This window comes from Methanocorpusculum sp., assembly GCF_030655665.1.
Lineage (GTDB): Archaea > Halobacteriota > Methanomicrobia > Methanomicrobiales > Methanocorpusculaceae > Methanocorpusculum.
The window spans coordinates 1-11,638 of the sequence record NZ_JAUSPQ010000003.1 but is presented as its reverse complement, the minus strand read 5'-3'; the positions used below and the strand labels follow the sequence as shown (position 1 = coordinate 11,638).

12 protein-coding genes are annotated in these 11,638 nt (G+C 47.1%); 3 read left to right on the top strand and 9 right to left on the bottom strand.

Annotated features, from left to right (window positions below; genetic code table 11):
• Positions 1 to 31: 31 nt before the first annotated feature.
• Positions 32 to 874: a sugar phosphate isomerase/epimerase gene (locus Q7J08_RS00600; RefSeq protein ID WP_304909759.1), complete on the bottom strand. Its 843-nt coding sequence runs from the start codon at positions 872 to 874 to the stop codon at positions 32 to 34.
• 42 nt (positions 875 to 916) lie between these two features.
• Here Q7J08_RS00600 and xseA point away from each other — a divergent pair, with 42 nt between their 5' ends.
• Together xseA and xseB are read left to right on the top strand one after the other, a co-directional pair.
• Positions 917 to 2,293 (top strand): exodeoxyribonuclease VII large subunit, encoded by a 1,377-nt coding sequence (xseA, locus tag Q7J08_RS00595; protein WP_304909758.1) that lies wholly within the window; start codon positions 917 to 919, stop codon positions 2,291 to 2,293.
• Positions 2,290 to 2,499, top strand: a complete 210-nt coding sequence (gene xseB, locus Q7J08_RS00590) for an exodeoxyribonuclease VII small subunit (RefSeq protein WP_304909757.1) — start codon at positions 2,290 to 2,292, stop codon at positions 2,497 to 2,499. Before xseA ends, xseB begins: the two co-directional genes overlap by 4 nt.
• Here the strand turns inward: xseB and Q7J08_RS00585 are convergent.
• A complete protein-coding gene (locus Q7J08_RS00585) occupies positions 2,465 to 2,893 on the bottom strand; it encodes a DUF371 domain-containing protein (protein WP_304909756.1) in 429 nt (142 codons plus the stop codon). The genes xseB and Q7J08_RS00585 overlap by 35 nt on opposite strands.
• 115 nt (positions 2,894 to 3,008) lie before the next feature.
• Between Q7J08_RS00585 and Q7J08_RS00580 the strand changes: the two genes are divergently transcribed.
• Positions 3,009 to 3,590, top strand: coding sequence for an HVO_0476 family zinc finger protein (locus tag Q7J08_RS00580; protein ID WP_304909755.1), 582 nt, complete (start codon positions 3,009 to 3,011; stop codon positions 3,588 to 3,590).
• Positions 3,591 to 3,655: 65 nt separating this feature from the next.
• Here the strand turns inward: Q7J08_RS00580 and Q7J08_RS00575 are convergent, their stop codons facing one another.
• The 7 genes from Q7J08_RS00575 to Q7J08_RS00545 all read right to left on the bottom strand — a co-directional run bounded on the left by Q7J08_RS00575 (position 3,656) and on the right by Q7J08_RS00545 (position 11,194).
• Entirely contained in the window at positions 3,656 to 4,402 is a 747-nt protein-coding gene (locus Q7J08_RS00575) for an MIP/aquaporin family protein (protein WP_304909754.1), read from the bottom strand.
• Entirely contained in the window at positions 4,402 to 4,614 is a 213-nt protein-coding gene (locus tag Q7J08_RS00570; RefSeq protein ID WP_304909753.1) for a DUF2180 family protein, read from the bottom strand. Before Q7J08_RS00570 ends, Q7J08_RS00575 begins: the two co-directional genes overlap by 1 nt.
• The gene (locus Q7J08_RS00565; RefSeq protein ID WP_304909752.1) at positions 4,615 to 6,114 is read right to left on the bottom strand and encodes a DUF2193 domain-containing protein; all 1,500 of its coding nucleotides are present in this window, start codon (positions 6,112 to 6,114) and stop codon (positions 4,615 to 4,617) included.
• 121 nt (positions 6,115 to 6,235) lie between these two features.
• Positions 6,236 to 7,615, bottom strand: a complete 1,380-nt coding sequence (locus Q7J08_RS00560) for an MFS transporter (RefSeq protein WP_304909751.1) — start codon at positions 7,613 to 7,615, stop codon at positions 6,236 to 6,238.
• Between the two features lie 747 nt (positions 7,616 to 8,362).
• Positions 8,363 to 9,319, bottom strand: coding sequence for an ABC transporter substrate-binding protein (locus Q7J08_RS00555; protein ID WP_304909750.1), 957 nt, complete (start codon positions 9,317 to 9,319; stop codon positions 8,363 to 8,365).
• Between the two features lie 118 nt (positions 9,320 to 9,437).
• Positions 9,438 to 10,217 (bottom strand): ABC transporter ATP-binding protein, encoded by a 780-nt coding sequence (locus Q7J08_RS00550; RefSeq protein ID WP_304909749.1) that lies wholly within the window; start codon positions 10,215 to 10,217, stop codon positions 9,438 to 9,440.
• A complete protein-coding gene (locus Q7J08_RS00545; protein ID WP_304909748.1) occupies positions 10,214 to 11,194 on the bottom strand; it encodes an iron ABC transporter permease in 981 nt (326 codons plus the stop codon). Before Q7J08_RS00545 ends, Q7J08_RS00550 begins: the two co-directional genes overlap by 4 nt.
• Between the last annotated feature and the right edge of the window lie 444 nt (positions 11,195 to 11,638).

Below are 11,638 nucleotides of genomic sequence, written 5' to 3'. Positions count from 1 at the left end.
AATCTCTATATTAATTTATACGTATGTTTTCTTAAATACATCGGCATCGGGAAAACTCTTCAACTTCACGAGCGAGGATCGCGGTCTTTTTCTCATAGGACAAGGGACAAGGACAGAGATTATTATCATGCGGTTCAAGGCTCAGGTCTTCAAGTTCGAAAGTCATCAGACCTCCATATCCTATCTCTGAAAGAACGTTTCTGAGTTCGGTCGCTTCTGGTGTTCCGGCAAGCGGCGAGTGCATTGACTTCCGGTCACCCTTACTTGTATGAATATTCACGATTCGCTCGCCGCATTCCCGGGGGAAGGAAAACGGATCACCTGTCAGGCATGCATGAGCATAATCCCACGTGAATGAGAGCCAGGCATACTCATCCAGAACAGTACGGATCTCCTTTGCCGTGACCATGTGGGCATTCACCGCGGGCGGCATATTTTCAAGAGCAACGGTGACTGAGCTGCCGACAGCGGCATTACCCACTCTATCAATATAATGAACAAACCGTTCTTTGTCGATCGGGCTGATGGGACGTTTGGATGTCCGCTTTCCGGGATGGATGGTGAGAACACCTCCGCCAAGCTGCTCCAGAATATCCATACAGGCTAGCGTGTATTCTGCTGTCAGGTCCGCAACCTTTGCATTAAATGAGCAGGGATTCAGTTCGAATACCGGGGCATGCATCGCGATCTTCGCAAAGGCAGGGTAGAGATCCAACAACTCGATAAGTTCTGAGACGTTCGCCCCTCGCATCCAGAAAGTCGGAGTTTCCATCCAGAACTCAATTGTATCGGCTCCGGCTATCTCTACTGCGGCAAAAATTTCCTGAGGTTCATATTCATGAAAGAACATAGAAGACGCGGCGAGTCGGATCATTGACCGTTATATTTCTCATGTCAGCAACTAAATGTATCGTATATGGCAGGAAAGAAGCGGATAGCTCAGCAAAAGACGCTTGCGTTTGGTAACGAGGAGTCAGAGTCCTCGCTTCTTACTCCGATTACGGAAAACTCAACGCTAGGAGCTTCAGACACCACCCTTAGCGTATCTGAACTTGCAAAGCGGATACGTGAAGTTGTTGACTGCCCGCTTCTCACCGATATCGTTGTCAGAGGAGAGATCACCGGATATCGTCCGAATGCGTCCGGGCATCTATACTTCTCACTAACTGAACAAGGGGATAATCCAGCATCCATATCCTGCGTGATGTGGAAATATTCGGTCAAAAATCTCCCATTTTCTGTGAAAGACGGCATGCTTATCCAAGCAACAGGTCTGGTTGATTTTTATCCGGCAGGGGGAAGACTCCAGTTCATCATCAAGAAAATGGAACCAGCGCTTTTTGGAAAAGCAGGACTTTACCTTCTGAAAGAACAGTGGAGAAAAGAGCTGGAGGCAAAAGGGATCATCCCGAGGCCGCAGGCAGAAATTCGTGACCCGCCGCTTTTTCCAAGAAACATCGGGATCGTTACCTCAAAAACCGGATCGGTCCTGCAGGACATCATAAATGTTATCGGCAGACGGTTTCCTCTGCCGATCCTGCTCGCAGGTACATCTGTTCAAGGTGACGGAGCAGAGAAGGGCATCGTGTCTGCGATCCAGTCTCTGCAGGATAAAGCAGATGTGATCATCATCGCTAGAGGCGGCGGGAGTTTTGAAGATCTGTTCGTCTTCAACCATCCGGATGTAGTCACCGCGATCCGGAGCTCAACTGTTCCGATCATCAGCGCGGTCGGGCATGAAACCGACACGACCCTCTCAGATTTTGCCGCAGACCGACGAGTTCCGACCCCTTCAGCGGCAGCCGAGACCGTAGTCCCTGACCATTCAGTGCTTCTCGAAAAACTTGAAAAGGACCGAAGATCCATCCATGACAGAATGGTCTGGCTTCTTTCAGCAGAACAGAAAAACGTTGCCGAGATGAAGATCAGAGTAGATCCTACCCGCCTGACCCGAAAACTGGATCTCATGCACCAGCAGACAGCTGAACTCGAAGAGCGAATCAGAAGAGCAGCTCTCAGAAGAATCGATGTTGAACGGGAGGCATGCAGAGCATGGTCAGTGATGATGCAGAAAGGTGCACAAAACAGGATCACGAATGCACGTCTCGCGTTTCTTGCGCAGAAGGAGATCATCCTCGGACGTGATCCTTACAAACCGCTTGAACGAGGATATGCTCTCGTGTGGAAAGACGGCGCAGTTGTCCGTTCCGTGAAAAAGATCGCCAAAGATGACCGGCTCAACCTGAAACTTGCCGATGGAGAAATTACATCGGTCGTGGAGAGTATCAAATGACCAAAAAAGAAACCGAACCAACGTACGAAGAGATGATCGCCGAACTGCGTGAAATCGCAAAACAGCTTGATGATCCAAACACCCCGATCGAGGAGGCAGTGAAACTTCACCAGAGAGGAATGACACTCATCCAGAAATGCGAAACATTTTTACAAAAAGCAGAGCTGACGATCACTGAAGTTCCTCAATCGTCAGAGTCACAGTAAGTTCGGCCCCGCGCTGTAACGCAGCCACAAGCTCGCGGGGGAGAAGCGACGCGGTGTGATCACTGTAGACGGCAATGGTCCTCGGACAGACGAAGGTGCTTCTCCTCCATACTATATCCGTAGGATGAGTCAGCGTTATGCCGGATGCGCCCTGGGAGAGAATCGTTACGGAAAGTTCCCCGCAGGTGAGCGTTGTGCGAAGGACCGCCGTGTCATCCGCGACTGCCTTACGGAATTCGGGAGATAAATCGACTGCTCCCTTGTCAGCTCCAACGGCAATTATACAATCACCGTTTGGCGAGAGTTCAGTCTCTTTGGTGATCTCAAACGTGCTCTTGTGAAGCCCCAATACATTTTTATGTCCGCGACAGTGGATGATTTCGGTTACTGACATGCGCTTGAATACGTGTTGTCTGTGAACTCAGATATAACATGTGTAAGAGAAAAACGGGTTATGTCTTTTCAATTTGAGGGTGTGCTTATCTCCTTGAAAATACAACATATGAGGTATGGATAACGATATCATACTACTCGACTGTCCGGTCTGCGGCGAGGAAACAGACTTTGAGATTCTGAAAGAGCCCCCGGAAGCAGTTGTAAAATGTACCGTCTGCGGACATGTAATGCGGGTCACTTTGAAAGAACCACGGGTTTTGACCGTAAAGGCCGTAGTAAGCTATGGAAATGATTCACACACCGGAACGATCGATCTGATTGAAGGAGACACCATCACGGTCGGTGATTATCTGGTTGCGGAGGTGGGTGAAGATTCTTTCAGTGTTGAGGTCACCTCAATCGAGGAAAATAATGCACGCAGACAAAAACTGCCTGCGGAAAAAATAGAAGTACTCTGGGCCAGACTTGTCGATCAGGTCATCATTCGTGCTTCACTGAACAAAGGCGCCATAACGATCCCGCTTTACGAGAATGTCGAAGGGAACAAAGTCTATACAGTTGATCACATCACATCCGTTGGCGGCAGACAGTTCCGCGTGACAAGAATCAAACTTCGGAAAGGAAATATCATTACCAGAAAAGACAAAACCGCCGAGGCGCACGAGATCAAAAGGATCTACGGCGAACGGTCATAACCCTTTTTTTAGCCAGCGACTGCAGCTTTCACAGAACATATTAAAAAATAGGATTGTATTCCTGATTACTCAGGTTTTCCCGCAACGAACTCATAGAAGAACGCTGCGAGTACGGCGCCGATAATAGGACCGGCTATATAGATCGGGTATGTCGTCCAGAGGGCATCAGATCCGGATAAGATCAGTCTCATAAAATCAGGACCAAAGGATCTTGCCGGGTTGATCGAGCCGCCTGAAATGTTCCCGGTTGCGACGATGACGGCAGTGACGGCCGCACCGATTGCAAGACCGGCAAACCCTGCAGGTGCTTTCTTGTTAACGGCAACACCCATGATCACGAGCATGAGGATAAACGTCCCAACTATTTCTGCCAGGAGAGCTTGCCAGAGAGAGATCCCGGGGAACGGGGCAGTTGCTCCGAGTCCGCCAACACTGAGCGATTCTGGTCCGATAATAAGGAACAACAACGCTGCGCCAATAGCTGCGCCGATACATTGGGCAATGACATATACGATCGTGTCCTTCACCGGGAACTTCCGGATCGCGCAGAGAGCTATGCTCACCGCAGGGTTGATATGAGCACCCGACACGGTTCCAAGTGCATAGATTACTGTTGCGACAGCCAGACCGAATGCAGCACTGATACCTAACCAGTCACCCATTCCGCCAAGAGCTCCGATTCCTATGTCGAATGAGGTCGACGTAGTCGTACCTGCAGCAAGCATCAGCATCATCACGACGGACCCACAGCCAATGAACACAAGGATCATCGTGCCGACGAGTTCTGCGAGAGAACGCTTAATGAGATCCATTACTTTTCTCCATTCCAAGCTTTGCTGCACTCAGGACAAAGTATCCGGGGGATCGGATGCTTCAGTTTCTTTGCCGGGAAGGGGTACCCCCCCTCCCAGGTCTCAACATCGGAACGAACCATATGTTTCGTGCAAAGACCCATGCCGCATACGATACAGACGCCGGTTGCATCCCGGTCGACCCCCTCATGCTCACACACGTAACATTTCATCTAGACAGCCTCTCGGTACTGGCAGTACTGGTGCCGAGCTCCGACAAGACATGCTGTTGCACAACTCTTACAGGAACGCACCGGGGCTGCCACGGTCTTTTTGTCGAGCGCAATGATGTTGGTCATCATTGTTGCTGTAATCGGTTCACTCGTCAGAAGACACGGATAGTCAGCAAGCCGCATAAGAGCAGAGGCACGAACGGTGATGGCGCATGCCGGATATGCATAGCGCTGGGGGTTCATGAGCACTTCGTTCTCATGGATTGGTGAGAGATCGATGGGGATTCCATCAATTTTGGGTACGAGCGGTTTACCTGATCCATTCTTAACTCTCTGGGCTTTATCAAGGATCTTCCATCCGCGGTAGATCATATCCATGAAATCACAGTTGTGCAGTTCGGCAGCTGCCCCCCTGGTCGGATTGATCATTACAAGGTTGTGATATCTCTTCGTCAGAAGATCCACGATCATTGGAGCATTGAATGCATCAAGCTCCAGAATATACTCAGTTGCCGCAGCAGAAGCACCGGTTGCCACATTCAGAAGCTGGTAGGGTGTTTTGATGCTTGGAATCGCGGCAAGAAGTGTCTTTTCGATGACATTTGTGACCGCCTCGATAGTTGCCATGATCACATCATCCTTGCACATGTTGAATGTTGACTGGGAAATGTGGTGGGACACATCACCTACACAGTATGCAGGGATCGTGGCGATATTTCCATAATGGACCCCGTCATCGATGGCCGCTTTCACGGTTTTTTCCATGCCTTTACGGTAGTTCTCCATATATCTCCTTGCGGAGAAGGATTTCATACCTGCTTTTTGCATGAGTTTCGCCTGAGCATCTACCGGATTCCGGTAGAGATCCTGAAGCTGACGGACCTCTTTTCTCGAGGCTTCGGCAAGAGAGTCGCCGGCTTCAATACGTTTTGCAAAGAGATCGCCAATACCATATGAGGTGTTCATTCCCCATGATTTTGCGGCAAGGATCGCCTGCTTGTGAGCGATCGGCATCTCGGTTTTTGTGAGGATCTGATTGACGACATTGCTTGTTGAGCCCGGCATCAGAGCAAAGTCAACAACACAGGTGGGACCGTAGAAACCTGCATAACAGCGTGCGGCCTCTTTACCGATGATCGCCTCATGGGTTTTGATCGAGTCAGCAAAGATCTCCAGACTTTTTGCAAACTTTGCATCCTGGTCCCGAAGGATCTCAAGAACGACAGGCGTCTGATAATGTTCAACAAAAGGATCGTCTTCGGGCCTGACATGTCTGGTCAGACCAGAGAGAACGTCAAAATGCGTCTTCACTGAGTCTTTGTGCAGATTGATGACAGAAGCGCTCTGTTTTGGACCGACGGTCATCTTTGCAACCGCCTCAACATAGGGGCGGGCGTCTTTGAGCGTGAAATGCTTTCCACGTCTTTCTTTAAGCACTTCGACATCGGCATGCTGTGCAGCCATTGCCTCAGTAATCATCTTTTTGTAGAGTTCTGACATGTTTTTTTCCTCCAAAGGGTTTAATTTATTGATTTCCCCCTGAGGTAATAAAGGTATGTATAATGGGAGTTTATGCGTTGAAATTGCCCACATACGGGGTTTTTTATTAAAAAAAAACAGATCAACAGCGAATTTGGTCACGTGCAAGACGGGAGGCAGCATATGCAAAAACCGTTGCCGTCAAACCCACAATACAGGCAATAGCCACACCCTGATCAGTATACACTTCACCGCTCCCGGACCCCAGTGATGCCGCGACCGAAAACACTGCCACTCCAAGAATGCATCCGATATTCATTACCGTAAATATCAGACCACCCGAAGACCCCTGCATCTCCCGGGGACTGTGAATAGTGATTCTCTGCATGCTTGGCCCTTCATTCAGTCCCATGCCAAGCCCAAGCAAAAGAAGTCCGGCAAACAGCAACGGCAGACTGGTAAGGATGACACTGAACACAAGAATCAGAAGACCGGCTGCCATAATTACGGCAGCAGTATTGCAGAGATGCATGCATCCAAATTTTCCCGTGAGAGAACCCGCAGGAATTCCAATGAACGCCATCGAAACCGGCGCAAGAAGCATCACGAACCCTGCCGATGCTACGGACATCTGGTATGACCCAGTCAGATAAAAGGGCATCAGATAAACAACACCCAGATAGACGAGCGTTACCAGCAGTGTCGAGAGAGACGCCCACATGACAGTTCTGTTTAAGAGAAGCTTCGCTGAAAGAACAGGATCGGGATGCGAGAGTTCCCGCCGAATAAAGAGAAAACCGGCAACAGGTGTTATCATCAGAAGCAGAATCGCAGGGAGTGTCCACCCGCTGGAAACGCCAAGTTCAAGACCTGTGAGAAGCGAAACAAGAGTAACTGCCAAAAGGATAGCGCCGGAAATATCGAATGGGTCCTTTGCACACGATCGTACCTCCGACTTTGGGATCAGGAAAAGAGCGAGAAAGACCCCTACAATTCCAACAGGGATATTGATGAAGAAGATCCAGTGCCAGCTGATGAACTCGGTCACGACACCGCCGATTCCGGGACCCAAGGCCAGAGCAACACCCCCTGATGTCGCAATGATCCCCATACCAATACCCCGAATACCTTCCGGCAGGCGCGTTGTGATCAGCATGGTCGCCGTAGAAACCATCATTGCGGCGGCAACTCCCTGGAAAACACGGAAACCAATCAGCATGCCAATATTATCTGAGATACCACAGAGAAGGGAGGCACACGTAAACAAAACAAATCCAGCGGTGAAAATCTCACGCTCGCGTCCGGTTCTGTCAGCAAGTTTCCCAAAGAGAAGAAGTGTGCTCCCGAGGGCAAGAAGATACGATGTCATCACCCAGGAAGCCGTAAAGGATCCCACCCCAAGCTCAAAAGATATTGTGGGCAAAGCAATTGAGACGATACTCGTATCCAGGTAATCCAGAAAAACAGCTATGCTCGCGAGGATCATCAGAAGATACTGCCGGAGAATACTGGTTAGGATCATATATCTGAAAACGGTGAAGAAGCGAAGTGAAGCCCACCTTGAATGCAAGGGATAATCAATAATATTATGCGCGTATGTCCATGCGTTTTGTTGGGTAGATCGGACGGTTCGGCATGGACTCTACTTCTACCCTGACCTCGGCAACAAATTCATCGAGAGACATAGTTATCTTAAACAACCTATTCAGCTCGGATCTTGCTCTGACGTTGACCAAGTACTTTCAGGATTCCTCCGCCACCTTCGTTTTGGCGAGGGCCTCAAACTCGGTGTTATCTGAATGAATTAAGAGAATTTTCATAAACTGATTCATCCATTATAACTAATTTGCGCGTATCCGGGCCGTGCGGCGGCAAGAAAGTCTCAGACTTTCACATCCTACATGCATGAGTTTTGTAACGATATTAATGTAAAGTATAGATATATCTCATATAGATAGAAGAGTGTGAATACAACCTTGAAATGAACCTCCATCTTGAGATTTGTTTTGTAGGGAGTATTGGGGAGGATCCGAATAACTACACCAATACTATGTCTTAAGAAATGACCAGATGTCTGTATGATGATGTTGTGATTGCAGAAAAATGATGAAAACGGTTTTTGATCAAAACCAGCATTACGGAAATGACTTTCTCTAAGCATCATTTCCACAGACTTTACCTAACGTTCACGAGAAGAGAAAACGTCCGTTATACATAAATCACAAGAATGCCAATACAAAAAAAAGAAGATAAGGGTATCACCCAAATCTTAGAATAATTCCGGGAACATTCCTTTTGCAATTACTTCAATAGAATATGCGGTTCTTGAACCCGGTAGAGCCGATTCAAGAGATAGCCGTACAAAGCGTTTGTTCTTCACAGCATCAAGTTGAGATAAGATCGGATCATGAATCAGAGCCTCAACGTTTTCTTCGTAGGTTGCCTCTTCATAATCGTGGATAATGATAACATCTGGGTCCCTTGCAAGTATTTCTTCATACGAAACCCCAACCCATGCTTTGTTCAAATCATCAAAGATGTTCACACCACCTGCGGTTTCTATAAACGTAGTTTCAATATTTGGAGCACCGGCAGTGTAAACACCGCTTCCGGTATCTGAATCATAAATGAATACTTTCAGTGTGTCTTGACCCGCAACAGTTTTTTCTACAGCAGCAATTCTTGCCTTTTCTGAAGCAATAAAGGAATCTGCTGCATCTTCAACCTCGAAGATTTCACCAAGTTCTCTGATTTCCTTCCAAACACCTTCATAATCCGTTGCTTCACAAACATACACGGTGATACCGTACTGCTCCAGAGCTTCTACAGTGAAGTCTCCTTCAAACACCCAGTCAATCGCATACAGGAAATCACACCCGCTCGTTACAACAGCTTCGAGGGTTGGATATCCATGGGTCAGTTCAGGAATACTGTTGTATCCATCAGCATATTCCGGCAGCGGACCAAGACAGTGATTATCACAGGATTTACCTATAACAATATCGGTCAGACCCAACGCAACAAACACCTCTGCGCAGTTGGGACCCGCAACCGCGACTGCGGTCGGTTTTTCGGTAATTGTAATAGTTCTGCCAAAGTTTTCCACAGTAACTGGTGTATAATCACTTTCATCAGCATCCTGATTATTACTTCCAACACAACCCGCGCCAAATATAACTACCAATAAGAGGAGGGCGACAGTAAATAAACTTAATTTTCTCATCATTTTATCATACCAAAAATTAATTTACAACATAATATATGATTATTAATTACATTTAAATATTTACCCAGTAATATTAATTTATAAATTTGTGTGACAATGCCTGGGAATACTACCTCATTCACGGCAGATTCGGAATAAAAATAATATTTGGTTTTTTTGTAACTGGGTGGATTTTGACATCGGCTGTTACACCAAATACCTCTTTGATAAGTTCCGGAGTCAGGATTTCCTCCACTGTGCCAAAACGATACACCTCATGCTCTTTGATAACATAAATCCGGTCACAGAAGAGAGCCGCAAGATTCAGATCATGCATGGCTGTCAGAACCGTAACGCCAAGACCCCGGACTATTTCACAAACCTGCAGCTGAAAACTGATATCCAAATGATTGGTCGGTTCATCCAAAATGAAGAAATCCGTCTGTTGAGCAATGGCTCGGGCAATGAGAACACGCTGCTTCTCTCCACCAGAGAGAGTGGAGTATTTTCTGTCAATCATAGACAACATGCCTACCCGTTTCAGTGCTCCCATGATGATGTCTTCGTCCTCTTTTGTATCAGGATCGAACAGTTTTTTGTGCGGGGATCGGCCCATCGCCACCATTTCATTCACACTGAAGTCGAAGTCAAATTCATTTTCCTGACCTACAACTGCCATTTTTCGGGCGATTTGTTTTGAATTCATGCGGGAGATGGGTTCATTGTCCAGCAGGATCCTGCCGCGATTCGTATGTAGTGCACCGTAAATGTTTTTAAGAATGGTCGATTTTCCGCATCCATTCGGACCAACAACCCCGACGAACTCGTTTTCTGCAACATATAAGTCAATGTCGGAGATAACATCCTGATCATAATAGGCATATGACAGATGTTGTACGTCTAATTTGTTGGTCATCATATCGCCTTTCCTGCTTTGCTTTTGAGTAGAGCGATAAAACAGGGACCTCCGATGATTGCCGTGAGTATCCCTACGGGCAGTTCTTCAGGGGCAATGATGAGGCGAGCAGCTACATCTGTCCAAACAACAAGGAACCCGCCAAGGAGTACACATAACGGCAGGACTTTTTTGTGATCGCTTCCCACAAGCATCCGGCTGATATGAGGGATCATTAATCCAACAAAGCCAATTGAGCCGCTAACGGCGATTGTAACGCCGGCAAGAAGAGAGGAGATGAGGACCAGCATTTTTTGTGTTCGTCCCACAGTAACACCGAGCGTGCCTGCAGTATTGTCTCCGAGGAGAAGAAGGTTCAGGGTCCGGTAGTGGATCGTGAGGTAGAACAAACAGAGAAGCATTACTACAAGGGGCATGGTGAGATACCCCCATTTTGCACCAGCCAGAGACCCTGTCATCCAAAAATCGAGATTGTGTACGGCAAGTGCATTTGGCGCACTGAGAGCGATGGTTTTTGTTACGGCATCCAAAATCATGGCTATAGCAACCCCAGAAAGAAGGAGAGTTGGAATGTTGATGCGCCCTTTCACTCGAGAAAGCCAATAAACAAGAATGATAGATGCTGCGGCTCCTAAAAATGCGTTGAATGAAAGTGCATATGTACCAAGGAAGGCAAATGTCCCAGTTACCATAAAAAAAGTGGCCGAGGCGGAGGCTCCAGAAGATACCCCGAGAACGAAAGGATCTGCTAATTTATTGCGAACAAGGGCCTGCATAGCAACTCCGCAAACAGCAAGTGAAGCCCCAACGATAAAACCAAGAAGCACTCGCGGGAGACGAAGCCCCCAAACAATGTTGTAATCGAGTTGGGTGTAGTTGCCGCTGACAAGATTTTGGAGAATCGGAAACTGACTGAATATAACATTGATCGTTGTGGCAGGACTAACGCTTACCGGTCCAAGACCGACAGCAAGCAACATGCTGACCAAAACAATCGGGGTAAGTATGATCAGTAGCGTTTTTAATTTGAATTCTTTTTTTGGTAGATTCACAGAGCCTCTCCGTAACGGGACATCAACAAGCTAAATAATGGCTCTCCAGTTATTGTGTAGAGAGGGAGGGAAAATAGCAAATTCATACATAAATTTAAATTAGTAATACTATAAATTACTATTCTATTTATTATTAATATCAATTTTTACATTAGAAAACATATGTATCTAATAATTGAAGAAAAATCTAATCTCTATGCTTGAGTCATAAAGAGAGGGAAGTGAATCTAATTTTTAATAGGACTTACGCGGTGTGCTCTCAACCGAAAAGCTCACGTACTCTCAGGTTGTACTTTATGAAACCACAGTACAACTATCATGACTCCTGCCAAGACCACTGACGTAGACTACATGCATTTTCTGATTGCTGAA

Bases quoted from the DNA above. Each gene is read 5' to 3' on its own strand.
- Q7J08_RS00600 (WP_304909759.1), bottom strand. From the start codon at position 874: ATGATCCGACTCGCCGCGTCTTCTATGTTCTTTCATGAATATGAACCT.
- xseA (WP_304909758.1), top strand. From the start codon at position 917: ATGGCAGGAAAGAAGCGGATAGCTCAGCAAAAGACGCTTGCGTTTGGT.
- xseB (WP_304909757.1), top strand. From the start codon at position 2,290: ATGACCAAAAAAGAAACCGAACCAACGTACGAAGAGATGATCGCCGAA.
- Q7J08_RS00585 (WP_304909756.1), bottom strand. From the start codon at position 2,893: ATGTCAGTAACCGAAATCATCCACTGTCGCGGACATAAAAATGTATTG.
- Q7J08_RS00580 (WP_304909755.1), top strand. From the start codon at position 3,009: ATGGATAACGATATCATACTACTCGACTGTCCGGTCTGCGGCGAGGAA.
- Q7J08_RS00575 (WP_304909754.1), bottom strand. From the start codon at position 4,402: ATGGATCTCATTAAGCGTTCTCTCGCAGAACTCGTCGGCACGATGATC.
- Q7J08_RS00570 (WP_304909753.1), bottom strand. From the start codon at position 4,614: ATGAAATGTTACGTGTGTGAGCATGAGGGGGTCGACCGGGATGCAACC.
- Q7J08_RS00565 (WP_304909752.1), bottom strand. From the start codon at position 6,114: ATGTCAGAACTCTACAAAAAGATGATTACTGAGGCAATGGCTGCACAG.
- Q7J08_RS00560 (WP_304909751.1), bottom strand. From the start codon at position 7,615: ATGATCCTAACCAGTATTCTCCGGCAGTATCTTCTGATGATCCTCGCG.
- Q7J08_RS00555 (WP_304909750.1), bottom strand. From the start codon at position 9,319: ATGATGAGAAAATTAAGTTTATTTACTGTCGCCCTCCTCTTATTGGTA.
- Q7J08_RS00550 (WP_304909749.1), bottom strand. From the start codon at position 10,217: ATGATGACCAACAAATTAGACGTACAACATCTGTCATATGCCTATTAT.
- Q7J08_RS00545 (WP_304909748.1), bottom strand. From the start codon at position 11,194: ATGTTGCTTGCTGTCGGTCTTGGACCGGTAAGCGTTAGTCCTGCCACA.